21 protein-coding genes and 1 tRNA gene are annotated in these 26,200 nt (G+C 31.4%); 15 read left to right on the top strand and 7 right to left on the bottom strand.

Annotated features, from left to right (window positions below; genetic code table 11):
* Window positions 1–168: 168 nt before the first annotated feature.
* Entirely contained in the window at window positions 169–1,251 is a 1,083-nt protein-coding gene (prfA, locus tag Gromo_RS00455) for a peptide chain release factor 1 (protein ID WP_231159010.1), read from the bottom strand.
* Between the two features lie 138 nt (window positions 1,252–1,389).
* On the opposite strand from prfA, the gene Gromo_RS00450 reads away from it, so the two are divergent.
* From Gromo_RS00450 to Gromo_RS00420, 7 genes are all read left to right on the top strand, one after another.
* Window positions 1,390–1,461: transfer RNA gene (locus Gromo_RS00450), tRNA-Ile, on the top strand.
* A 102-nt stretch (window positions 1,462–1,563) separates the two neighbouring features.
* Window positions 1,564–2,769, top strand: coding sequence for a hypothetical protein (locus tag Gromo_RS00445; protein ID WP_231159009.1), 1,206 nt, complete (start codon window positions 1,564–1,566; stop codon window positions 2,767–2,769).
* A gap of 117 nt (window positions 2,770–2,886) precedes the next feature.
* Window positions 2,887–5,343 (top strand): hypothetical protein, encoded by a 2,457-nt coding sequence (locus tag Gromo_RS00440; RefSeq protein ID WP_231159008.1) that lies wholly within the window; start codon window positions 2,887–2,889, stop codon window positions 5,341–5,343.
* A gap of 50 nt (window positions 5,344–5,393) precedes the next feature.
* Window positions 5,394–5,696 (top strand): YbaB/EbfC family nucleoid-associated protein, encoded by a 303-nt coding sequence (locus Gromo_RS00435; protein WP_231159007.1) that lies wholly within the window; start codon window positions 5,394–5,396, stop codon window positions 5,694–5,696.
* 17 nt (window positions 5,697–5,713) lie between these two features.
* The gene (gene rsmH / locus Gromo_RS00430) at window positions 5,714–6,622 is read left to right on the top strand and encodes a 16S rRNA (cytosine(1402)-N(4))-methyltransferase RsmH (RefSeq protein ID WP_231159006.1); all 909 of its coding nucleotides are present in this window, start codon (window positions 5,714–5,716) and stop codon (window positions 6,620–6,622) included.
* A 145-nt stretch (window positions 6,623–6,767) separates the two neighbouring features.
* Window positions 6,768–7,034: a hypothetical protein gene (locus tag Gromo_RS00425; RefSeq protein ID WP_231159005.1), complete on the top strand. Its 267-nt coding sequence runs from the start codon at window positions 6,768–6,770 to the stop codon at window positions 7,032–7,034.
* Window positions 7,035–7,152: 118 nt separating this feature from the next.
* Window positions 7,153–8,583 carry a peptidoglycan D,D-transpeptidase FtsI family protein gene (locus Gromo_RS00420; RefSeq protein WP_231159004.1) on the top strand — a complete coding sequence of 477 codons (1,431 nt, stop codon included), beginning with the start codon at window positions 7,153–7,155 and terminating at the stop codon, window positions 8,581–8,583.
* 145 nt (window positions 8,584–8,728) lie between these two features.
* Here Gromo_RS00420 and ftsZ read toward each other — a convergent pair whose 3' ends face one another.
* The 3 genes from ftsZ to murJ (Gromo_RS00405) form a co-directional block, all read right to left on the bottom strand.
* The gene (gene ftsZ / locus Gromo_RS00415; protein ID WP_231159003.1) at window positions 8,729–10,060 is read right to left on the bottom strand and encodes a cell division protein FtsZ; all 1,332 of its coding nucleotides are present in this window, start codon (window positions 10,058–10,060) and stop codon (window positions 8,729–8,731) included.
* 252 nt (window positions 10,061–10,312) lie between these two features.
* The gene (murJ, locus tag Gromo_RS00410; protein ID WP_231159002.1) at window positions 10,313–11,887 is read right to left on the bottom strand and encodes a murein biosynthesis integral membrane protein MurJ; all 1,575 of its coding nucleotides are present in this window, start codon (window positions 11,885–11,887) and stop codon (window positions 10,313–10,315) included.
* An 82-nt stretch (window positions 11,888–11,969) separates the two neighbouring features.
* On the bottom strand, window positions 11,970–13,547 hold the full coding sequence (gene murJ, locus Gromo_RS00405; protein WP_231159001.1) for a murein biosynthesis integral membrane protein MurJ: 1,578 nt from the start codon (window positions 13,545–13,547) through the stop codon (window positions 11,970–11,972).
* 112 nt (window positions 13,548–13,659) lie between these two features.
* On the opposite strand from murJ (Gromo_RS00405), the gene trpS reads away from it, so the two are divergent.
* Window positions 13,660–14,658, top strand: a complete 999-nt coding sequence (gene trpS / locus Gromo_RS00400; protein ID WP_231159000.1) for a tryptophan--tRNA ligase — start codon at window positions 13,660–13,662, stop codon at window positions 14,656–14,658.
* A 79-nt stretch (window positions 14,659–14,737) separates the two neighbouring features.
* Here the strand turns inward: trpS and Gromo_RS00395 are convergent, their stop codons facing one another.
* Complete coding sequence (locus Gromo_RS00395; protein ID WP_231158999.1) at window positions 14,738–15,211, bottom strand: transcription antitermination protein NusB; 474 nt, start codon at window positions 15,209–15,211, stop codon at window positions 14,738–14,740.
* Between the two features lie 184 nt (window positions 15,212–15,395).
* Between Gromo_RS00395 and Gromo_RS00390 the strand changes: the two genes are divergently transcribed.
* The 5 genes from Gromo_RS00390 to Gromo_RS00370 all read left to right on the top strand — a co-directional run bounded on the left by Gromo_RS00390 (window position 15,396) and on the right by Gromo_RS00370 (window position 22,064).
* Entirely contained in the window at window positions 15,396–16,373 is a 978-nt protein-coding gene (locus Gromo_RS00390; protein ID WP_231158998.1) for a hypothetical protein, read from the top strand.
* 74 nt (window positions 16,374–16,447) lie between these two features.
* Entirely contained in the window at window positions 16,448–17,995 is a 1,548-nt protein-coding gene (gene atpA / locus Gromo_RS00385) for a F0F1 ATP synthase subunit alpha (RefSeq protein ID WP_231158997.1), read from the top strand.
* Between the two features lie 53 nt (window positions 17,996–18,048).
* The gene (locus tag Gromo_RS00380) at window positions 18,049–18,951 is read left to right on the top strand and encodes a hypothetical protein (RefSeq protein ID WP_231158996.1); all 903 of its coding nucleotides are present in this window, start codon (window positions 18,049–18,051) and stop codon (window positions 18,949–18,951) included.
* Entirely contained in the window at window positions 18,948–21,266 is a 2,319-nt protein-coding gene (locus Gromo_RS00375; protein ID WP_231158995.1) for an ATP-dependent helicase, read from the top strand. Before Gromo_RS00380 ends, Gromo_RS00375 begins: the two co-directional genes overlap by 4 nt.
* A gap of 48 nt (window positions 21,267–21,314) precedes the next feature.
* Window positions 21,315–22,064 (top strand): RsmE family RNA methyltransferase, encoded by a 750-nt coding sequence (locus Gromo_RS00370; protein ID WP_231158994.1) that lies wholly within the window; start codon window positions 21,315–21,317, stop codon window positions 22,062–22,064.
* On the opposite strand, the gene Gromo_RS00365 is transcribed toward Gromo_RS00370, so the two are convergent.
* On the bottom strand, window positions 22,061–22,399 hold the full coding sequence (locus Gromo_RS00365) for an HIT domain-containing protein (protein ID WP_231158993.1): 339 nt from the start codon (window positions 22,397–22,399) through the stop codon (window positions 22,061–22,063). The two genes, Gromo_RS00370 and Gromo_RS00365, sit on opposite strands and share 4 nt — an antisense overlap.
* Before the next feature lie 85 nt (window positions 22,400–22,484).
* Here Gromo_RS00365 and hslV point away from each other — a divergent pair, with 85 nt between their 5' ends.
* On the top strand, window positions 22,485–23,054 hold the full coding sequence (gene hslV, locus Gromo_RS00360) for an ATP-dependent protease subunit HslV (RefSeq protein WP_420797323.1): 570 nt from the start codon (window positions 22,485–22,487) through the stop codon (window positions 23,052–23,054).
* 270 nt (window positions 23,055–23,324) lie between these two features.
* Complete coding sequence (gene hslU / locus Gromo_RS00355) at window positions 23,325–24,596, top strand: ATP-dependent protease ATPase subunit HslU (protein ID WP_476577886.1); 1,272 nt, start codon at window positions 23,325–23,327, stop codon at window positions 24,594–24,596.
* Between the two features lie 204 nt (window positions 24,597–24,800).
* Here the strand turns inward: hslU and Gromo_RS00350 are convergent, their stop codons facing one another.
* Window positions 24,801–26,156 carry a dihydrolipoamide acetyltransferase family protein gene (locus Gromo_RS00350; RefSeq protein ID WP_231158990.1) on the bottom strand — a complete coding sequence of 452 codons (1,356 nt, stop codon included), beginning with the start codon at window positions 26,154–26,156 and terminating at the stop codon, window positions 24,801–24,803.
* Window positions 26,157–26,200 lie beyond the last annotated feature (44 nt).

Raw genomic sequence — 26,200 nt, 5'->3', positions numbered from 1 at the left:
AATATGTATGTGATTGATTTTTCAATAATTCTTATATGACTTCATTTTGAATTATAGATATGCAATGTAATTTATCGCAGAGAATGGATATATTTAAGAAAAATGTTTGTGTAAAAGGCTTATTTTTAAAAAAACTTTAACAATTTTGATAGTAATTTATAATAAATTTTATTCATCTATTGCAGACATTTTGTTTATTTTGTCTGTTGCAAGTAATTCATCGATGATTTCGTGTAAAGACTCTCCAGTTAAAACTTTTTCTAATTTATGAAGTGTGAAATTTATTCGGTGATCTGTAATTCGGTTATCGTGATAGTTGTATGTTCTTATTCTTTCAGAGCGATCTCCAGTTCCAACTTGAGATTTTCTATTCATTGATCTTTCTTTATCTTGCAACATTTTTTCGTAATCGTACAACCTAGCTCGCAAAATTTTCATAGCTTTTGCTTTGTTTTTATGCTGAGATTTTTCGTCTTGCTGACTAACGACAATTCCAGATGGAATGTGAGTAATTCTGACCGCGCTATCTGTGGTGTTAACAGATTGGCCACCTGGTCCGCTAGATCTAAACACATCGATTCTTATATCTGAATCAGCAATTTGAATGTCAACATCTTCAATTTCTGCTAAAACTGCGACTGTTGCGGTAGATGTATGTACTCTGCCTGATGATTCTGTTAATGGAACGCGTTGAACTCTATGAACTCCTGATTCAAATTTGAGTTTACTAAACACATTTGTTCCTTTTATTGATATTACTACTTCTTTTATTCCTCCAAGATCTGTGTTGCTTAAGCTGATGATATTGTATGTCCAGCCCATTCGATTTATATATCCAATGTACATATTAAATAAGTTGTTAGCGAATAGTGAGGCTTCTTCACCACCAGTACCTGCTCTTATTTCAAGTAGTGCGTTTTTTTCATCATCTTCATCAACAGGAATGAGTAAAAATTTTATATCATTTTCAAGCTGTTGAATGGATTTTTTTAAATTTATAATTTCATCTTTTATAAAATCGATCATTTCCAAATCTTTACATGATAATAATTCTGCTGTCATGTAATCAAAAGATTTGCTGTGTTCTTCTCTTTGTTTTATTTTTTCAACAATTTCAATCATTGATGCATGTTCTTTTGAAAGTTTAACAATTTCCGTTGAAGTTAATGTTTCAGATGATAAACTCTCTTCTATAGATTGAAATTTTTGCAGCAAAGTTGAAAGTTTCTTTTCAAATTCAAGTTTACTCATCCGAATTTAATATAAGATGAATAATCTTATCAGTTTATTGCAAATATTCATATAGGAAATTTATTTGATGGTGTATATAATGCAGATGAATAAAAAAAGTATTGTTTTTACTAGAATTATCTGTAGAATTTTACTGTTGGGCCTGTAACTCAGCGGTAGAGTAGGCCGCTCATAACGGCTCGGTCGCAGGTTCGATTCCTGCCGGGCCCACATTTAAGCAAGATATTGATTTTTTTTACTCATTAGCAGATGATATGTTCATCGTTCAGTGTTTTTACAATGAAAAATTATTTGTCTTTAATTCTATGTAGTATGACTTTTTTCGTTTCTTGCATTAATTCGTTTGGAAAAGAAAATCATCAGAAGTCTGTTTCTTATGAAAAATCTAACTCTATGATAGTTAGTGATAAGATTGTTGAGAAAGATTCTCATTTAGATGTTGGAGTGCAGTTTGACATTGGGTTGCAATTGTTAAAAGAATTTGAATCAAATGCGTCAATTATATCTTCATTTGCGCTGAATAAAGCTAAGTTATTTGCTAATTATTACTTTTTTGGTGACTCATGTGTGAAATTTGAGTTAAAAGGATCAAAAGATGAGAATGATGCTCTACCAATAAAAGTAGGTAGGCTGTCTTTCGATCTTGGTAATAAAGTTGGTAATATTGAATATAGATCTATGATCGGTTATTTTGATTTTGTAAGTGATTTGATGCCAGCAAGTCCGAGAGGAATGATATTTGCTTCATCACTTGATGATATATACAATACTTTTTTTATAAAGGATACAGTTTCTTTGGCTGGTTCTATAGGTTTTTGGACAGAATCTAATGGTGTTTTTGAGATAATTCCTTTTGTTGGATATAAAAAGAGTGAAATTGGATCTACTTTTTTTAAAACTCTTGGATTGGCTATGAGATATAAAAATGATATTTTTAGCTCTGCACTTGCTTATAAGGGATTTTACTTGGGTTCAAATATTGATGTAAAAGATATTTTAGGATTGATGAAGATAAATAGTGAAGAGGATGATGAGATTATCGAGTCTGTTAATGCAATATTTGATGCGGTAGTAGGTGGTAACATACAATCTATTCTACAATCAACATATGTTAATAATGTATTTTTCTCTTTTAGTATGAATCTTAATGATTTCTTTATTTCTATTCATGATTGTTTGATATGTCCTTATACATCATCCAAATTAGATGGTTTGTTGTACAACAGTTTATCTTTAACATTTGCATATCAAAATGATTTTATGTCCGTTGGATTGTTTTGGCGTAATTCATACATTAATGGCATTTCTCTTAACATGAATACATTTGGTATGTCTGCTGGTCATTCTATTAAGAATAATTTTGGATATATTCATAACTACCTTTCTGTGTGTTATCAAGTTTTATCCATGGATATGGAGCGTATTGGGATTTTGGGCGATGATTTTGAATATGGTTCCAATATGTCTCAAGTTATTGTCATGATTGGAACTTCTGTAGATTTGAAGGCTTCTCTGTAGAACATTTGGACAAAACTCTTTGAATTGTTGAATGAACCTTATTGATGTTTTATAGTATATTAGCAAATTTTAAATATTAACTTACTTATCCTTTATAATATTTTTGTTACATTTTATATGAATAAAGTATTTAATGATTTTTTTATTATTTGCATAATTGCTGGAATTGTATCTGTAGAAACTTGTGGATCAAACAACAAGATGTATCTTGATCAAGATATTAAGGATTCGACATCGCCAAAGTCTCGTATTTACCAATATATGAATCATGCAAAGCTAAATCAAAAAAGCAATTCAGAGTCTTATCAAACACCTCAGAGAATACATATACCTCCTAAACAAACGAGAGACATTCCTAAAACAAGTAAGAAATTCGTACGTATACATGAAGTTGATGATGATATTTATGTAAGGAAAGGTGAATATCCAAGATATGCAAGTCCTAAAATAAATTCAATGTATGTTGATCAATCAGATTATGTTATGGATGAAGATTATGTCAAACGTGGATTGAATTTCAAATCTGAGAAAGATAGACATGGAAAGGAATTTCAATCTAGAGTGTTTGATTTTCGTGAAATAGAAGAGATAAGAGAAAAAATGAAGATTCTGGAAAATAAAAGAAGTCAATTGGATAAGGTTTTTGAAAAAGAAATTCATTCAATTAATCAACATAAGCAAAATGAAATAGATGAATATAATGCAAGACTAAAAGCATTAAGAACTTTAGCTTCGAAGAAATCACGCTATATTGAAGATAGAATAAGAGAAATAGAAATGTATTTTGAAAGATTTGATCTTGATTTGGAAGTAATCATGAATGCTGATAAAAAACACCGAGTATACAATGAAAAGATTTGCAAATTAGTTGATGAACTTGTCCAATTAAAGGACTTACTAAAAATGTGTACGAGTTTTGGGGAAGAAGACAATCTATTGTGTGATTCCATGACTGCCGATCAATTTGGTAAGGATAGTAAAAAGAAATATTCTCGACAAAGTCAATATTTGGATGAGAGTCACCAATCTGTTCATGAACAAAAATCTGAGAGAGATGATCAGAATTTATCCAAACATTATATAGCAAAGAAAAAGAAAGAATTTGATATTCAGAATCAATTTCTGGCAATGCAAGAGAAAATGGATAATCAGATTAAGATAATTCAAGAAACACAGAAAAAGATTGAAGAGACTCAAACTTCTTCCCAAAATCTTTTTAAGATGGTGGCAGATAATAACCGAATAGTAAAGGAATTAGATGAGAAATTTCAACAACTTTCTCCGCAATCAAGTCAGTTATATCTACAACCTCAACAGCCGCAATTTCAGCAGCAGTCGCCGCTTCCTAAAAATCAAGGTTATAACCAGCAGCAACCTCAACAGCTGCAACCTCAACAGCCGCAATTTCAGCAGCAACAGCAGCTTGGTAAAAATCAAGGTTATAACCAGCACCAACCTCAACAGCCGCAATTTCAGCAGCAACAGCAGCTTGGTAAAAATCAAGGTTATAACCAGCACCAACCTCAACAGCCGCAATTTCAGCAGCAACAGCAGCTTGGTAAAAATCAAGGTTATAACCAGCACCAACCTCAACAGCCGCAATTTCAGCAGCAACAGCAGCTTGGTAAAAATCAAGGTTATAACCAGCAGCAACCTCAACAGCCGCAATTTCAGCAGCAGCCGCTTGGTAAAAATCAAGGTTATAACCAGCACCAACCTCAACAGCCGCAATTTCAGCAGCAACAGCTTGGTAAAAATCAAGGTTATAACCAGCACCAACCTCAACAGCCGCAATTTCAGCAGCAACAGCAGCTTGGTAAAAATCAAGGTTATAACCAGCAGCAACCTCAACAGCCGCAATTTCAGCAGCAGCCGCTTGGTAAAAATCAAGGTTATAACCAGCACCAACCTCAACAGCCGCAATTTCAGCAGCAACAGCTTGGTAAAAATCAAGGTTATAACCAGCACCAACCTCAACAGCCGCAATTTCAGCAGCAACAGCAGCTTGGTAAAAATCAAGGTTATAACCAGCAGCAACCTCAACAGCCGCTTCAGCAGCAACAGCTTGGTAAAAATCAAGGTTATAACCAGCACCAACCTCAACAACAGCCGTATATAGATCAACAAAATAGAACTTCACGCTTTCTTACAGGAGGCACAAATAATTTCATGCAAAATGATACACAAAAAAATGCATTGAATATGCGTAATAATACTACTGCAGAACATAGTGATGGTAAAGTGGAACCTTTTATAAATAAGTCGTTAAATCAAAGTTATACTTACGATGACACAACTTTTAATAAAGGAAATTATATCAATTCAACTCCTGGAGAACATATACAGCACTTTTCTAATAAGAGATATTATAACAATCAAACGCCTCAATCAGATCTTCTTGCTTTAATGGGTCAAGACAGTAGAAATTATGAGAATCCTCATTATATTGATTTTACTAATGTACAGAATCAAAATGTTCCATATACCCTATATGAACAGGAAGAAGGTCTTGGAGATGGAGATATTTCTATAGAGCAGACTATCCAACATAGTCTCTTTCATGAGGGTAATTGATCATTGATCCAAACTCTATTATACTGGCTAAGTAAGATGATGTTAGCACAATGTCTCAGGATTTTTTAAAAAAAGCTCAGGAACTTCAAAAGCAAATGCTCAGCATTCAGAATGATTTATCAGAAATGGTTGTTGTTGGTGAGTCTGGAGGAGGGCTTGTTAAGGTAGAGATTAGAGCTTCAGACAATAATGCTTTAAAATTTGAAGTGTCAAAAGACGTTGTAGATGATGATATTTTATTAAGTGATCTGCTTGTAGCAGCTGTGAATAATGCGATAAAAAATGCAGAAGATATTAGGCAAGAGAAAATAAGATCTGTACAGCATTTGTTTCCTGATTCATCTAATTTGTAAATAATTTCGTGACAGAAATGCAAGATTATCACTCTCCTGTAATGTTAGCCGAAGTGTTATCGTTGTTTGGTAGTTTAATAGGAGAAGATCGTATTGTTATCGATTGCACATTTGGTAGAGGTGGACACACATTGGGTCTTCTTAAGAATGGATATAAAGTGATTGCTATTGACAGAGATGAGGAGTCTATAGATTTCGGTATGAAGCAATTTGCTAGCTATATTCAAGAAAATAAACTCTATCTTGCTCATAGTAAATTTTCATCTTTGCCTGATATTTTGCATTCTCTTGGTATAGATAAAATTTACGGATTAATATTGGATTTGGGTTTATCTTCTCCTCAAATTGATTGTTCCAATCGAGGATTTTCTTATATAAGAGATGGTCCGTTAAGTATGTGTATGGGATTGAATACAATTTCTGCGCAAGATTTAGTTAACAAATTTTCACAGGATGATATTGCAAATATAATTTATCACTATGGAGAGGAGCGTTGTTCAAGAAAAATTGCAAAAATGATAGTGCTTGCTAGAAAAATTGCTCCAATTGTCAGTACATTTCAGTTAAGAGACATAATAAAAACAGTTGTAGGTGAGAGATTTTGGATAAAAACTTGCGCACGTGTTTTTCAAGCAATTCGTATATATGTTAATGATGAATTAAATGAATTGAATGTATTTTTGGAAAAAAGCTCGTCTATTCTTCAATCAGAAGGTATTTTATGCGTAATTTCTTTTCACTCTTTGGAAGATAGAATTATCAAAAGATTTTTTCAACATGGATTCTTAGATACTATGCCTAATAATAGAGAGAACAAATTTGATATTAATTTCAACAAACATCACAGAGTTTTTCCATCTGCATCAGAAATTTCTACCAATTCAAGAGCAAGATCAGCAATTTTGAGGTGGGCAGTGCATGTGTAAACGTCTTGTATTCATAAAATTATCAATAATTGACTTATTATCTTCGTTGAGATTATGGTGTAAAATTCATGTTGAATTTGTCATTTTCCCTTGATTACACCAGTGAATATTATGTAATATTCCCACATTATTTCTTTATAGTCATATGACTAGATTTGAGTATTTAATGGCGATTTTGATGATTTCTGTATCCATAGGAGTGATAATTTTTTCAGAATTTAGCTACTCTTCAACAAAATTAGAGATTTATTTGGTACAAAATGACATCAATAAATTTGCCAGAGAATTGCAAGAATTGGAGATTGATTGGGCAAGAATAACATCTCCGCATTTGTTGCAAAAATTAATAAAAACTAGAGCAATGCATCTCCTTTCGAGATATAACAATCAGTCGACGATAAATCTCAAATAAAGTATTTATCATGAAGTGGATCTCAAAATTTTCAGATAATCGTAGGCTTTTCATTTTATTTGGCTTATTCTTTCTTTGCATGATTTTCATAATTTTGTTCTTATTTAAGGTCATGCTTATGAATAATACCTTATTAGAAAATGATTATGGAAAGCAACGACCAACTATTTTGGATCGGCAGGGAGTGATTATAGCAAAAAGTGCCCTTATTCGTTCTGTATATGCAAATCCATCAAAAATACAGGATAAATCAAAAGTAATTGCAGATTTGATGAAAGTGTTTCCACAATTAAATAGAAATGAATTGAAGAAAAAATTGTACTCAACTCAAAATTTTGTTTGGATTGTAAAAAATATAACAAAGAACGAAGAGCACAACTTGTTGCGCTTGAAATTGGATTTCATAGAAGTAAGAAAAAATTATGCAAGAATTTACCCTCATGGCCGATTATTTTCGCACGTTATAGGATACGTAAATGTCGATCAAAATGGAGTAACTGGCTTAGAAAAATGGGTGAATTCTGTTAATGATTCAGTTGTCATATCAACACTTGATATTGCAATTCAGCATGTGTTACATAACGAAATTAGTTATGCGGTAAATGAATTTGGGGCAGAGTGGGGTGGAGCAATTGTAGCTGATATTGATACAGGTGAGATCTTGGGCATGGTTTCTTATCCAGATTTTGATCCTCATAAGATTAATTCTCCATTTGATAAATGTATGTTTAATCAGATGACAGCTGGAATTTACGAATTTGGTTCCATAATGAAAATTTTTAATTTAGCTCTGTGTGTTGCTCATGGAGATCCAAATAAAGAGTATGATGTATCATCGAACTTGACTATAGGATCGTTCACGATAAGAGACATAACCCCATTTAATGGTAGTTTAAATATTGTCGATGGATTTTCGAAATCATCTAATATTTGTTATGCTAAAGCCGCACTAGATATCGGAGGCGAGAAGCAAAGGAAATTTCTCGAATCTCTTAATTTGTTTGATCAGATAAATTTAGAAATAAGTGAAGTTGGCAAACCATCAAAGCCTTCTCATTGGAGTAAAAGTACTATCGTTACGGCATCTTATGGCTATGGAATTTCTCTCACTCCATTAAATGTTTTGCATGGATTAATGAAATTGTTGAATCCCAATTATGATAACCTGAAACTTGTGCGTAATGCACAATATAATTGTGAAAAGAGTCAATACCAGTACTCAAGTAATATTGCTAAATTAGTTATACATTGCCTGAATAACAATGCAAAAAAATGGCATTCTAAAGGAATTTCTGATCACCAATTTGGAGGAAAAACTGGTACTGCAAATATCATTCAAAATAAGAAATATGTTCAAAAAAAGAACATTGTCTCATTTGTGTGTATTTTCCCATCTTACAAGCCAAAATATGCTATGATTGTCATGTTTGGCGCTCCAAAACCCAGTCAATCCACTTTTGGTTTCGCGACATCAGTTTGGTTTACACTACCCGTAGCAAGAAATATTATTAATATTTTGATGAATTCTAGGTTGGCATTTGAGAAATAAATCATCAAACTTGTCAAAAGATAAAAAAACTATCAATTACTTGTGTATTATCGATTATAAATTTATATATTACAAATGCATAAAATCTCATTATCTAAAACAGTCAATTTTGAACTAGTAATATTATTTTTTGCATTTGAGAATTTCACTTATCTTCATCCAAGAACTTCGGCAAAGACTTATTTCGACTGATTGGAGTAGATTTCTGCACATTCTCAACATAATCTTTTTTCTTTTTTCCTATCAATTTCTCAAAAAATGATAACTTATCAGATGGTTTTTCAGTTTCTATGATAGCATTATCAGTAATAATTTCACTCTGGATTGTAGAATCAACCTTATCAGAGACAACTTTATCAGAAACAAAATTTTCAAATGCAAACTCTATCTCATTTTTTGATGAAGTTACAGTTGTATATTCCGCAGATGACTCCATTGCAGAGTAAATAGACTCATGATGATTTTTCGCAAAATTTTGATTTTTTTCATCAATTATTACGTTATTGTTCTCGTTTTCTATACCTGTAGCTATAAATGATATTCGAATGCTACCTTCCATATCTTTGTCGAAGACTGTGCCAAATATAACACGCGCATTTTTTGCAATTGCTGTAATATAACTCACCGCCGCATCAACTTCAAACAATTTCAAATCATTACCGCCTGTGATATTAATCAACAAACATTTAGCGCTTTTTATCGATGTCTCACTTATTAATGGGCACTGAACTGCCATTTCTGCAGCCTCAACGGCACGCCCATATCCAGAATTGTCTTCGTTTGATGCTTCTCCTGTCCCAAAAACTGCATTTCCAATCATATCATTCATTGAAGTCTTGACATCGGCAAAATCTACATTGATCAAACCTGGTTTTTGAATCAAATCCATAATGTTTCTTACAGCTGAAACAAAAAACGTGTCGGCAATCAAAAATGCCTCATTTAGACTTGTATCAGGATTGATGATGGTAAATAATTTTTGATTTGAAATTACTAAAAGAGCATCGGATTTGTTGCGAGAATTTTCAATGCCATGAGCAGCAATTCTTGCTCTTTCTGCTCCTTCAAACATAAATGGTTCTGTAACAATTGTAAACACTAACACACCTAAATTTCTCAATGCTTCAGCTATAATAGGAGTCGCTCCAGTTCCAGTTCCTCCTCCCATACCAGCAATAAGAAAAACCATATCTACACCCTTAACATGTTCCATTATTTCATTTATACTCTCGTGTGCTGATTCTGCGCCAATTTTTGGCATTCCGCCAGCTCCCAATCCTTTCGTACATTCAAGACCAAGTTGAATTTTTATATTAGCTATTGAGCGATCTTCTAAAGCCTGTGCATCAGTGTTGCAAGCGATAAAGTCATTTGCATTATCAGGAAAATGAGGAATAATATTGTTGAGTATATTTCCCCCACATCCGCCAACTCCTATTACTTTTATTTTTGGTTTTAGTTGAGTGATATTAGTCATAATTAAAAAATGTCAAGAGATAATTAAGTATCATGTATTATATACTAATCTCTTTTACTTATCCATAATAAATTTTTGTTTATAAAATAAGTTTTTTTATTATCGCGATTATTCGTATTAATTTTAAAAATTTTAAATTTTAATTAAAAATCGTCAAAAGCAAATTTCAATACATAAATTAATAATAAAAGTAATAATATAAAATAATAAATTTTACTTGTGGCATATATTTTCAAACTTACAACATATATTTCATCTCAATTGAGTCAAATCTTTTATTGTGTTTCTATCAATAATTTTAGTAACAAACATCAAAAAGCAAATCACAATTATACACACGCAAATGAGAGAAATTTCTTGAGAAATATACAACTTTAGCAAGTTTATTGAGAAAAAAGTTATTGCAGAAACAAAATACATTTTTAAAATAAACTTTAATGGAAATGTAAAATATCTTTTACGATGTAAATATATTAGAAATACAAAAGCGATTAAAGTTGCATTTATTGCAATAGCAAATGATATGCCCGTGTGGCCAAATTTTGTCATTCCAAAAAAAGATGCTAAAGTGCTAGTTATGAATGACAAAATGCTGATTTTTAGTGGTAAAGAAGTATCTTTTCGTGCAAAGCAAAATGTGTAAATAATCTTAAGCACTACAAAAAATGGCAACCCTATAGCATAGCCTTTTAAGGTATTGGATATGTTTATCAAATTCTCTGCTGTGATTTTTCCCCCCCATCCGTAAACAAATTTAGTTATAAAATCTGAGAATATATGAATGTTAATGGCGCAAATTACAGATAAAATTACTGCAATTTCAAAAATTTTGTTCTGAAATTTTTGAATTTCTTCAACACTTTCACTTGATATTTTTTTTGATAAAAATGCAAGTGAAATGGAGCCCAAACTCACGCCTATAAAGCTCAATGGCATTTGAAATATTCTGTCAGCATAACTCAAATAGGATACTCCTCCTACTTTCAGGAAAGAAGCTATGTATATTCCAACTAAAACGTCTAATTGAGATATAGATGAACTAAAAACTGAGCTCGCAAATTTCTGAAAAAATAATTTAATTGAGTTTGATGGTGTTAATTCATCACATTTGAATGAATTATGTCTTAAAATTTCCTTAAAAACCTTAAAATCACTGTATTGAAATTTCATTTTTATATCCATATACCACATGCATCCTATTACCAACAAAAATTGAGTTGTTCCAGATACCAAAGTCAATCTTGCCGCCCAATGAACGTTGAAATAGTTAAAATATCCTAAAAAGAGAAGACACAAAATATGAATTATATTCCCAAAAACCGTTGATGATGCGTAAGGCCCAAATCTCTTGAAAGAATTCAGTATACTTCCATAAAAATCAGTCATAAATGAAACTAGCAAAAACAATATAGTTATTCTGTAAAGTTCTATGAGCAGTATTTTTGATGAATCTGATATTCCAGAGAACAAAATATTGCATATATTTGGAATAAACGCTTGAAATAGTATAATAAACAATATTATTAATGCAGTTATCGATATAAAAGCTTTTCTAGCAAATTCCATTCCATTTAGTGAATTTTTTGAGTATAAGTTTGAAAATATCGGAATAAAACTGTTGCTCATCGCACCTTCTGCAAAAATCCTTCTGAAAAGAGATGGCAATCTAAGAGACAAAAATAGTAAGTCTGTTATTGCTGAGGCTCCTAATAAATTTGCTAAGATGCTTTCTCTAATAAATCCACCAATCCTACTGAGAAAAGTCCACAGAGACGTAGTAAAAAATGAATAAGCTGCGGTTTCATATTTTGTAGATTTATTTTTCATGCAACTTTCTAAAAAATATGCTGAACTGTAGCACAAAACTATATAACCCGAAAAGTATAAAATGGTCAATTAATTTGTAAATTTATGAGTTTTTTGAACTAAAATCAATCAACTTATTAATCAAAGTATGTGAAATTATGTAAACTCCAACAACTATGAAAGATGTAAAGATAGTTGATAAAATCGACCAGAAAGCTCCTTTCACCGCAAGATTTTGTATTATATTGTTTGAAATATTCAAAGAAGCATACGACATACATATTGATGAAATTCCAATAAGAGATAATCTCATTATCGACTTAAAGTTCAAAATATTGAACACTATCATCAAAATAAGCAATACAATCATCGACACCCATGATGCTATGGTCGTAGCGTAAGCAATTGCTTCGTAATCGTAATTATCTACAAACAGATAGTTCAAAGAATAGTTTATTACGATTGATACAAATGCAGAAAGTAAGACAAATTTCTGCCTCTCATAAGAGAAGCATATTCCGCTTGCGATTTTGAATATTGCTAGTGCAGGAAGTGATTTGCCCAAAATGCTCAACAGCTCTTTCATTTTATAAATTGACTCATTTGATACTGGATTAGCCGACATAACTTCAGGAATTGTTTGAAATATAGTAGTACAAATATCATGAGATAAAGAAGTGAATAGCAGTGTTATAGGTAAGCAAAACATTAGTAATTTGTTCATTATTTCAACTTTCATTGATTCCGCAATGGAATATTCTTTGCTCTCGACTAAATGCGATATTTTTGGTAGATATACTATAGTAAACGGAACGCTTGCTAACATAAGAGGGACTTTATTGATGCGATCAGCATAATAAAAGCTCGATACGGTGCCAGCTTCAAGTGAACTTGCAAAAAACATATCTATTATCGAATTTATCTGATACACACTTGCCCAAACGCATGCATATATAAAATTCTTCAAAAATTCTCTCATATTTATCGTATCAATTTTTTGCCTTCTAAGATCTAGTATATTCACATGGCGCTTTGAGCATATAATCGTGTTTATCACAAAGTGAATTATGCTAGATAAAACTATTCCGTAAGATAAGGACGTGCAAAGTGATATCGTACCGGATTTTGCGTTCATCATTACAGATATCATCAATGCATTTAGTATAAAATTTCCTAAAAATGAAAACGAAACACTTCCGTAAGAGCACATTATGCAGTTCATAACTGCTGCTAATGAAGTAAATATTATGTAAAAAAAATTCGTTCTTATCCATTGAGTGATGAGATCAAAATGCAAGTACGATTCAGTAATTCCAGAAAATAAGTATAGAAATTTGCTTGTAAAAAATTCCACTCCAAACATAAGTATTGTCAAGCATATTAAAATGACTAATATTGCATTAGCTGCGTATTTATTAGCATTCTCACTAGATTGAGTTAATTTTTTCGAAAAAGATGGCATGAATGCAAGATTTAAGCTACTCTCTGCAAAGAAATGTTTTAGAAAAAATGGCAACCTTAACGCAACAAAAAACGCATCAGATACACTACTTATGCCCAATATTGATGATAACATTATATCTCTGATAAATGTCGATATCCTAGCAAGAAGTAACATTACAACAACATTTAGAGTCTTATTTTTTTGTAGAAACTTCAATTTAAGTAAAAAATATTTCACTTAAGTGTAACTCATTTTAAGCAAAAATACACTTTATTATGTTTGCAACTAATTGTTGAAAAAAAGTCACAAACCTCTTAACATTCCATACACTATATGATGGATTAATTTTATGGCAAAAAGGAGATTATCTGGAGTTCAGCCTACAGGATCTATACACATAGGTAATTATTTGGGCGCATTAAAGAGATTTGCATCTCCATCTCATCCTCAAATAGATTCAATATTTTTTATAGCTGATCTTCATGCAATTACTTCCGGATTTATTGATGAATTAGATTATAATGTTAAGTTTTTGTTTGCTACATATTTAGCTCTTGGTTTGGATTATGAAAAATGTACTATTTTCGTTCAAAGCCATGTTCCAGAGGTTACTGAACTCTCTTGGATGCTTTCTTGTGTTACTCCATTAGGTTTTTTGAATAGAATGACTCAATATAAGTCAAAATCCGATAAAGTTGGACAATTTGCTGGTCTATATTTTTATCCTATTCTTATGGCTGCTGATATATTGCTATATGACACTGATATTGTTCCAGTAGGAGAGGATCAGGTCCAACATATAGAATTTGTTCAGGATTTGGCGAAGAAATTTAACAATATAGTTGGGACAGAGGTGATGAATATTCCTCAAATTGAGATTACAAAAGACGCTTGTAGAATAATGAGCTTGACAAATCCATCTAAAAAAATGAGCAAATCTGATGAAGATGATAATTCTAGAATAAATATAATGGATTCAAATGATTTGATAAGCAAAAAGATCAAGAGAGCAGTTACAGATTCTGATTTGATTGATAGTTTTGAAAGTATGAAGCGAGAAAATCGAGAAGCAGCCCTGAATTTGTTGTCTATAATCTCTGGAATATCAAATAAAGACCTAAATGATGTTTGCGAAGATTATCGAGGAAAGAACTTTTCTATAGTTAAAAATAACTTAGTTGATCTAATCATCAGCGAATTGGCCCCATTACGCGAAAGAATAAAAGAACAGATGGAAAGTGATGATTTAAGTAAAATGATGAAATGTGGGGCTCAAAAAGCAAAATTTATAGCTCGAGCAAAAATGAATCAATTATACGAGGTATGTAAATTTTTGAGATTAAATTGACTATGAGATTTATCAATTTATTCTGATATTATACTTAAAAAATAAAAAAATGACTTTTAAAGTGTAAATTCTTCAAATATTAATCAACTTCTGTAATTTCGTTAAAGATTTTGTCCAATACTCCGTTTATCAATTTTACTTTTGGAGATTCATCAAAAAATGATTTCGCAATTTCAAGATATTCACTTATTACGACTTGTGAGTGTACTTTTATCAGATATTTCTCATGTATTGCAGCTCTCAAAATGGATAATGAGACATTATCTAGTCTATATGCATCTCTTTCGATTTTGTCAGAGATCAAATTATCAAATCTTTGCAAATCAGATATTGATTGTACCAATTTTATAAAATACTTCTCACTCGCATCAATAAAAATACCATCAACTTCACGTCTGATAATTGAATTGAGAAAAAATTCTTTAACATCATTCATATGCTGCCCTGTCATATGAGATTGAAATATAGCCTGTACAAATGCAAGTCTAGCATACCTTTTTGTAGTATACGAGAATCTACTTTTAGATGCTTCATTATTCTGTTGAGTTTGCACTTAATATTACTTACTGTACTATAAGAGAATTGTAACATCAAAATTCAAGTGATTGATGATAATATATAAAAATTATTTGCAGATTATATGAATAGGCAGCATAAAGGTTTTTTAGCATATCAGTATTGCTTAACATCAATTCTTCCATCATAATGAGTCAGTTTATAAAAATCTTGTTTTGATTATGAATGTTTCTAATATTTTTGCGCAGTTTTTGTGTGCTATTTTGATTTTTCCTGTATGCTCTGCATCAAATGCTGATACTAAAGATGTTATTGCATCTGATGAAAGTGGATTTGAGATAACAAACGGTGAGATCGATTCGATTTTGAGATCTAATGGAGTTGATCCTGAAAGTTCAGCCGGACAAAGTATGAAAACTAAAGTGTTAATACGTTGGTATTGGATGTATTGTGCTAAGAAATATGCCGCAAAAGCTGGCCTTAACAAGAAAGCTGATTATAAGAAGCAGCTTGCTTCAGTAGAAGCTGAGCTTGCTTTTAGATCTGTTCTTGCTGAACTTGCAGAAAAACAGACTACTGAGAAGGCAATTCGAGAAGAGACACAAAATATTTTGAACAAAAACTCAGGAGGAAAAAGAAATCCTGATGCAAGAATAGTGTCTTTTATCATGATTTTGATAGAAAGTGATGATAAGAATGTTTCAGAGAAAGAGTTGGAAAAAATTTATAACACATTGGTTCAAATAAAAAAGAGTAATAAGAATAAATTTTCTATATCAAATGTAAATAAAGCCATTCAATCCTTTCCAAATGCAAGGTCTGTTCCAGTTAATCAGTTTTCTCCAAATAGAGCTCCTTCACCAGATGAGTCATCAAAAATGTCTTTGAAGAATTTGCAGAAAGCATTCTTGGTGAAGAAAGGTGAATCTTTCGATCCGATCGTTAACCTTGATTCTGATTGTGTATATATGATGAAATTCATCAATAATGATACCAAAGCTGTGCTTGTTGTCCTTGAAGAAAGAAACATTAATGCTCAAGAAGCCGAAATTATTGCAAAGGATACTGTGTATGCTACTGAAATAAGTAATTGGTATAAGAAAGTTGCAGCTGAATATCCAGCAAGCAAAGTAATAAAAGATTCAAAGGTATTAGAGAAAATACAGCAACAAATAAACCAAGAGATAAAGGATTTGTAATTTAAATTTATTCGATTTGCTTGTGATTTTATATAAGTATATTAGAATAGATCAACAATCATTCTTGTTAAACAATGAATTTCTCTGAAATTGCTGCTAAAATTCACTCTTATTCTTCATTTACTCAAGGTGCTTGCGATATTCAAGAAATTGGAAGAGTGATTGGCATTGCAGATGGAATTGCAAAGGTATTCGGTTTGTTTAACGCATTTATGAACGAAGTTGTTGTTTTTGATAGTGGTGTAAAAGGAATCGTTATGTCTTTGGAACCAGATCTCGTTTATGTTGCTGTTATAGGTGATTTTTCTTCAATTGCTGAAAATGATGTCGTTAAGCGTACATGCAATCTTCCTTGTGGTCCATATGGGAAAGGAGTATTAGGAAGAATATTTAACGCATTTGGAAGTCCTATAGATATGAGCGGCGATTGTCAAAATGTAGAAATGAGAAAAGTTGAGATTGATGCTCCTGGAATTATGATGAGAAAAGCTGTATCGGAACCTATGTATACTGGAGTGCTTGCAATAGATTCTTGTCTGGCAATAGGAATGGGTCAAAGAGAGCTTATCATCGGTGATCGACAATCTGGAAAAACTACTTTAGCAATCAATATGATTCTAAATCAGGCAAATAATACATTGAAAAAAGTTTATTGCATATATGTTTCTATAGGTCAGAGGCTCTCAGAGATCGCATCGATTGCAAAAAAATTCAGAGATCTTGGAGTGATGGATTATTCTGTTATTGTAGCAGCATCTGCATCTGATACTGCAATAGAACAATTTATGGCGCCATATTTAGCATGCACAATTGCAGAATATTTTAGAGATAATGGAATGCATGCTCTTATTGTATACGATGATTTAAGTAAACATGCAGTTGCTTATAGAGAGATCTCTCTTTTATTGCAGCGCCCCCCAGGTCGAGAAGCTTATCCAGGAGACGTATTTTATATTCATTCTAGATTGCTTGAGAGGGCAGGGAAAATGAGTGATAATATGAGAGGTGGCTCAATGACGGCAATTCCTATTATTGAAACAAAGATGGGAGATGTATCGGGATATATTGCAACTAATGTAATTTCTATAACGGATGGACAGATATTCTTGGATAAAAAGAAATTTAATAGCGGAATCATGCCTCCGATAAATTTGCCACTGTCTGTCAGTCGTATAGGAGCAAACGCTCAAGAAAGGATTATTAAAAAATTATCAGCTGGAGTGAAATTTATAATAGCTCAGTATGAAGAATTAAAAGAATTTACAAAGTTTTCAACGTCAAAAGATGCTGATACTCAGAGAGTTCTTGACAATGGAGCGATTTTGGAAAAAATACTTCAACAAGATAAGCCTATGAATTTCATTAAAACTGTTATAATTTTGTTCGCATTTAAAAATGGTCACTTTTTCACTTTAACTGAAAGATTGCGCGAAAAATCTTCAACTCCTTCAAAAATTCTGTCTATTGATAATATAGATTACATGAGTTTTATTGATTATATTCTTTCAAAAGATGATGATATATTTGAAAAAATTCATTCTAGAGAGTTTGAAAAAACAGATGAAGAAATTTTGTCGATTATAATTCAAAATGCAATAGAAGAGTGGGTAAGTAATTCATGAATATGTTAATATGTTTTTTTGTGCAATAATATTGCAAAACGATACCATTATAAATGTTGAAAAATTTTGTCGATTTTGAATACAAATCTCCAGATTGTAGAGTATGTTTATTTTATGGGTCAAACGAGGATATGATGCTTTATGCACAGCAAGCAATTTCTTTGCATAATAGCAATGTATTTTCTTATTTTGAGGATGAATTTGCAATTTCTTGTGATGATATATGTGAGAAAGAAATATTTATAGATAAAAAAATCATTCTAATTAAAGATATTACTGAGAATTTTCTTGCTTTATATAAAAAATTGGCTCCTCATACATTGAATAACATAACATTCATTTTATTTTCGACAAAATTACGTGTAAAATCGCAACTAGTGAACGAAATTAGTAAGAATTTCACAGCAATTAAGTGTTACGATTTGTTTCCTTCAGATTTATTAAAATTGATTAAGAAAGAGTGCAAAAATGCTAATATTTTATTAAGTGATAACTACCTTAACATTTTGAAAAACAAGATTAATGTAAGTAATATACATCAAATGTTAAAAAAAATTAATTTAATCGATAATCTTTCTCTATCTGATTTGGACATAATCTTACGATTAAACGAAAGCAAATATATGAATTATTTGTACGATATTTCAAACGGCTCGACAAAAATGCTTTATAAGATATCCGATATAAGCATGTTGCGCGTTTTGCAATCTCATTTTTTGATGCTATATCACGGAAGTTTGATGAACGAAGCACAAATATCAAGTGAGTCTATTGTTAGAGAACTTAACATTTTTTTCAAAAACGAAGATATTTTTCTCCGTCAGATTAAGGATTCTTCATCTAATTTTTGGAAAATAGCAATTGAAGAGCTGATTCAAGCTGAAATCGATCTGAAAAAATCGAGCAAAATTTTTGAATATAGGTTATACAAAATGGTGCGGAATCTCCAAAGATGATAAACTCTCGAGCATTTTTTTTTGATATATTTGGTCTGAATAATGAGCAAATATCTGCAGTTGAATCTCCTTTGCAATCAACAATATTAGTATTTGCTGGCCCTGGAACAGGAAAAACCCGCATACTGTCTTGTAGATACATTTACATTTTGTTAAATCACGAATTAAATTCTGATTGTCCAATTATGGCTCTAAGTTTTACTAATAAAGCAGCAAATGAAATTCGAGAGCGTATTCACATATATGCTGATAAAATTGAAAGTAAATATCCTATTAAAAATGCTATTCAGAATCAGTGGATAGGAACATTTCATAGTATTTGTTTAAAAATTCTCAGACAAAATTTGTCTCTCACTGAGTACTTTAATGGAATGCAAGTAATAGATATGCAAAGTCAATCAAAAGTGATTGAAAATTTACTTGAATTAAAAGATAAGAATAAAAAATTAAAAAATATTGCTACAAATTTCATTAATCAATTTAAAGAATCAGTTGACTATTTTGAATATTTTGAATCATTACTAACATCAAAACTATCAAATACAAGTCAGATATCTGAGTTAGATAGCAAATTTTGGACGCGTTATATGCAAAATCATTCGGAATATAAATCTTTGTTTGAAAATATTCATCCAAGTATCTTGATAAATAAATATCAGCAACATTTATCACATCATGGGATGATCGATTTTTCTGATCTTATTTCCAAAACTGTTGAGTTATTTTGTCTAAATCCTGATATCTTGGAAAAGTATAGAGAATACTTTAAAGCCATACTTGTAGATGAGTATCAAGACACAAACCATATGCAAAGAAAATTAATTAAATTATTAAATCATTCGAAATGCAACCTATTTTGTGTAGGAGATGACGATCAATCAATCTATTCTTGGAGAGGTGCAGGCGATAGTATGCTAAATTTTACTCATGATTTTGAAAATGCAAATATATTAAAATTATCGCAAAATTATAGATCAACAGTGGAGATTATACACACCGCGCAATCTCTCATACGACATAATGTCAACAGAGTGGATAAGAATTTATCCTCTAGTCACAATATTCATGGAAATTCTATAACTATCACTCAGTACGATGATTATTTGAATGAAGCAAAGATTATATCCAGACAAATTTCCATGATTTGTGCAGAAAATTCTACAAAATCTATTGCAATATTAGTTAGAAATAATGCTCAAATAATTCCATTTGAAGATGAGTTTACTGTGCAAAAAATTCCATACAAAATTGTTGGAGAATCTAAATTTTATGATTACAAGGAAATAAAATATATTGTTTATTATATCCAATCTGCGATGAATATTATGGATGATATTTCTTTTGAAAAGATTTTGAATTTTCCTAAAAGAGGCCTTGGAGAGGTGTTTTTATCAAAGCTAAAAGGAATGGCAAAAAGTTCTTTACAAGAGAGTTGTGTCTCTCTTTGTAATAAGTCAAATAGTGAGTTTTCTGAAAAGACTATATCATCTGTCAGTAAATTAATTACTGTTTTATCAACATTCAAAAGAGAAATGGACTCAAATAATGATCATGTATTTGACATAAAACAATTCAATTTGTTTGATGAAAAAATTCTAAATCAGCTAAAAATATTAACTAAAAATTCTATCGCTAAAGCTATTTTGCATCTATTGCTGAATAGCGGCATATATGAAGATTGTATTGCATTAGACTCTATTGATGCACGATCATCTTATTCAAGATTGGATCTATTAAAAAGATTGATTGAAATGGCAAACAATTTTGCAAATATTCATGATTTTTTAGATGCAATTTCTTTGCATGTGGACAATTCTGGTCATAATGAATTGCAAAATATATTTATAATGACAATGCATGGAGCTAAAGGTTTGGAATTTGATGATGTTTTTTTGCCAGGATGGGAGATGGGTATTTTACCAAATGGCCGAGCTCTTGATGAAAAAAATGGAATTGAGGAAGAACGTCGCTTGGCGTATGTTGCGATCACTAGAGCAAAAAAAAATGTTAATATATCTTACTCCGCATCAAGAAGAGTTGATGGGTTATGGAAAATTGCAGTTCCTTCATCGTTCATAATAGAATTAGACAAAAGATACGTAACAAGCTCACTTGATCGTTTTGAAAAATTTCATAAGCTTCGCAAAGTCTCTCATCAACATTCAATCTGTTCGGAATACAAAATCGGCACGGTTGTCGAGCATGCTCAATTTGGAACAGGCCTTATAATATCAATCGATCGCGAAATTTTATCAATCAGATTTGAAAGTGGAGTAAAACATATTTTAAAGAGTTTTGTTAAGAAAAAATGCTGAATTTTGATTTTATTTGAATTACAATCTTTCATAAAATTGATTTGACAAATGCAAAGGAAAGTCAGAATTTTTTTGAATTTAGATGAAATTGAAATTGGATGTCAAATATCTATCAACAATAAAAATGAGCACTACATAAAAAATGTCATGCGTTTGAAAAAAAATGATCGAATATTTATCTTCAACAAAAAAGCAGAGTGGGTTGCTGAAATATTTAATCTTTCTCCATGCATAATTATTCCAGAACGATTAGTGAGAATGCTTGAAGTAGAAAATCGAGAAATTATAGCAATAATATGCCCAATAAAGAGTAAAAGAATGCAAATACTAATAGAAAAAATCATAGAAATTGGAATAAATGGAATGATTTTTGCAAGAAGTAAAAATACAGTTATAAATGAAATCAATACAAAAAAATTCGATAGCTGGATAAACGAAGCTACAGAACAAAGTGAACAAATTCGGCACGCTGAAATTATTTATTTACCTGAATTAAATTTGAATTTAAATCAATTGGCTAATTTAACTACTACTATTAATGCTATTTCACACGAATTAATTATTGTATTCGATAAAAGAGGTCATGATATTTTTTCAAAAGAAATTGCAACAAAAATTGAAAGCATTTCGAGAATTTATTTTATAATAGGGCCAGAAGGAGGTTTCTCAATATCAGAGATCGAATATTTTAAATCTCGTTCAAATATTATAATATGCAAATTGTGCGAAACAAACCTTCGTGCTGAAACTGCTGCTACAGTTGCTGCTTATACACTCAGGAATTATCATCTGAGTTAAGATAAATTCTCACCTCCAAGGATATGAATATGCATATATGGAATTTCTTGATTACCATTTGATCCTACATTTGATACGATTCTGTAGCCATCTGATAATTTCAATAAATCAGTCACTTTGTGCACATCTTTCCAAAATAGCAATATATCCTCATCGGTGGCGTTTTGTAAAAAATCGTCAATTGATAAAAAAAATTTTTTTGGAATTACTAGCACATGAACTTTCGCTTTTGGTGAAATATCGTAAAAAGCTAGACTAGTATTACTTTCATAAACTTTATTGCAAGGTATATTCCCTCTAATGATTTTACTAAAAATATCATTTCTTTCTACCATAAATAAAAAAATTTAATTGATATTTTATTATATGCACAAATATCAAATTATGGTATAAGTGTCGTGTATTTAAGAAAAGCTTTACATGAGTGATGGTATAATGCTCCATGGAACCACTATTTTGTGTATTAGAGATGGAAAGAGTGTAATTATGATTGGAGATGGACAGGTTTCTTTGGGAAATACTGTCATGAAATCTACTGCAAAAAAATTGCGACGAATAGGCAATAATAAGCAGATCGTATCCGGATTTGCTGGAAGCACAGCAGATGCGCTGACTCTATTTGATAGGTTAGATGGAAAGTTGAATCAATATTCTGATGATTTGCAAAGAGCTTGCTTTGAACTAGCAAAAGATTGGCGATCAGATAAATTTTTACGCAAATTAGAAGCAATGATGATTGTGGCTGATTCAAAATATACTTTCTTATTGACAGGAAATGGGGATGTCTTAGACCCAGAATCAAATGTTGTTGCAATAGGATCTGGAGGAACTTATGCCTTGTCTTGCGCGTTAGGATTAATGAGAGCTCGTGAAAATGAGTCTTGCAGTATGAGTATTAAGGATATTGCACTATCTTCTATGACCATTGCATCTGAAATATGTGTATTTACTAACTCAAATTTTCTTATAGAAGAAGTAATCGGAGAATGATTGTTGTAATTTTGTATTGACGCTAGGACTTTTTTTGTGAATACTGATGGTGAATTTGAGATTTTTTATTACGTGAAGCCTCTTGCTCCGAATGTGATTCTTAATATCAATCTAGATGAGACGTGTAAAAGTAGTGGTTTTGCACAATCTTTTGTAAATATTCACTCTTATAATGATGAAGATGAGTTTGTGGAACGTGATTTTTACACAAATTCTAAATCTCATTCTGGAAGATTTGATAGTTTTAGTACTTTAAATGCACGTGATATTGTGCATAATTTAGATAAACACATTGTTGGCCAAGATGAAGCAAAAAAAGTCATGGCTATTGCTTTTAAGAATAGAGAAAGACGTCTCAAAACAAATTCAGATATAAGAGATGAAATTTCTCCGAGTAACGTTCTTATGATTGGACCAACAGGAGTAGGAAAAACAGAAATTGGAAAGAGATTAGCAAATTTAGCAAATGCTCCTTTCATTAAGGTTGATGCTACGAAATTTACAGAAGTTGGATACGTGGGGAAGGATGTTGAACAGATAATTAAGGATTTGATCGATATTTCTGTGACAAATGAGAAAGAATATCAAAAGAAATTTGTTGCTTCTCGCGTGATTGATATCGTTAATGAGCAAATTGTTTCTATTTTAGTCTCTAGCTCGGCGTCTGATATCACAAGAGATAGATTTTTACAGAAAATTAAAAATGAGGAGATGGAAGAAACAGAAATAGAGATAGATGTACCTGATAATAAAAATCAAAATTCTATGGACTTTTCTACTAATCCTATTAACATGATTAGTATTAATGATTTGTTAAATAAAACCTTTAGTTCCGGAACAAAAAAAAAGAAGGTGACTATTTCTCAAGCAAAGAAAATATTGTTTGCAAGTGAAATGGAGAAATATTTAGATAATGCTGATATGAAAGAAATGGCTTTGAAAAATGTTGAAGAACGAGGAATTGTCTTCATCGATGAGATTGATAAAATTTGCTCTACAAACGAAAATGCAAAGACTGATATTAGCAGAGAAGGGGTACAAAGAGATCTTTTGCCTCTGTTGAGTGGAACAACAGTATATACTAAATATGGCGCTGTATCTACAAATCACATACTTTTCATTGCATCAGGTGCATTTCATTCAGCAAAAGTATCAGATTTGTTGCCAGAATTGCAAGGCAGACTGCACGTAAGAGTTAATGTCAATCCATTGTCAAAGAAAGATTTTATTAGCATTCTTACAAAAACTGAATACAATCTAATATCGCAATACAAATCTCTTTTGAGAACTGATGATGTTGAGCTTGAGTTTACTGATGCTGCCATTGAAACTATTGCTGAATGTGCATTTCATATGAATGAGATTATTGAAAATATAGGTGCACGGAGGCTGAAAAATGTTATGGAACAAGTTTTGCAAGATATCAGTTTTGAGGCCCCTTATGAATCAAAAAGGCATATAATGATCGATGATACGTATGTGAAGATTAGAATGGAAAAACAAATGAAAAATAATACAAATTTTCAGCATTATATTCTCTAATTTGCACTTTATTGATTACGTTAACGAGTAACTCTGCTATAGATTACCGTCGAGATTTGCGCGGCGAATTGCAACTCACAACATCTGCATGAACAAATGATACTTACCACCTACTCGCGAATTGCAACTCACAACATCTGCATGAGCAGTGAATTATGCTTTGTAGAGACACCAATTTAACGCATTCATATATTCTGAATTCAATCAATACAACATCGAAGATGGGTCCGATAGCCCAATTTTGAAAAAACGAACCCAATGCGCAGCATCTTTTCCATCCAATATCCTATGGTCGCATGTAATCGTTACTTGAACAACATTACATATAACAATCTGGTTGTTTACCACAATTGGTTTCTTTTTACTAGCTCCGACAGCAAGTATCGCCGTCCCACTTAAAGTAGCAGCAAACATATCGATCTCAGATATACCAATATTCGAAATTGCAAATATGTAATTCTCATGCAACTTCTTTTCTCTAGATTCAGCAATAACTTCTTTCAATTGCAATGAAATCTCAGTAACGCTTTTATTAACAACATTCTTAATATTTCTTACTACAACTCCATCATCAATTGAAATTGCAACTCCAATATCAATTGTATTATGAATTATTATATCTTCATCATTCCAACTAGAATTGAATTTAGGACACTGAAAACTTGCAAATGCACATGCTTTCACAATCAAATCATTCAAAGTAACTTTCACACCAGTGATTTCTCTAGCCTTTTTCACAAACTCTATAGCATTATCAATTACGCAATCAGTTTGTACAAAAAACGTAGGAATTGTTTGCACAGAATGAACCAAATTCTTTGCTATCGCTTTACGAATATGAGATGCAGGCTGACGAATTGCAGATTCATTAATTTTTTGATAAGAAGTAATTCTAAAGTCATTAGTAAGAACTTTTTTACCATTTTCGCCTTTCAAGTCTTTATTCACTATCTGAGTTTTTGTTGACTCATCAACATTTTCAATATTACATGTGGAATTATTATTGACATGAGCATTTTCAATATGTTTCATCAAATCTTTCTGAATAATTCTTCCGTCTTGTCCCGAACCCAACACACTTAAAGCCTCATCTCGTGAAATATCATGCTGCATCGCCGTCATAACCGCTCTAGGAGAGATTTTTTTTATATTTTGATTCAAAACTCTATCAGATTGCTCATTAAATTCCTGCATCTTCAGCAAAGAATCTTGAGGTTTATAAGCTTGATTTATTTCAGTATACTTATCTACATTTTTTTTCTCTTCCTTCAGCATTTTTTTATTTTGCGACTTGCCTTTAGCAATTTCTTCGAGATCTTCATTATTATTAGCAAGTACTGCTACAACTTCATTAACATTGACAACAGCATCTTTTTCATGAAGAATACAAGCTAAAATTCCTTCATCTGCAGAAGTGACTTCCATAATCGCTTTATCTGTTTCAACCTCAAATAGCAAATCCCCAGAAATTATCTTATCACCAACCTTTTTATGCCATTCAATAATCTTTCCGCTTTCCATCGTTGGAGATAAAGCAGGCAATGTAATATCTACAGCCATAGAGTAAAAACTCACTTTCGGAATAAATGTAATACTTTTAGTAT

The organism is Candidatus Gromoviella agglomerans (assembly GCF_021065005.1).
In the GTDB taxonomy this organism is placed as follows: domain Bacteria; phylum Pseudomonadota; class Alphaproteobacteria; order CAJXXZ01.
Note: the sequence above shows the minus strand (reverse complement) of the source record. Positions and strands in the feature narration are given on the sequence as shown.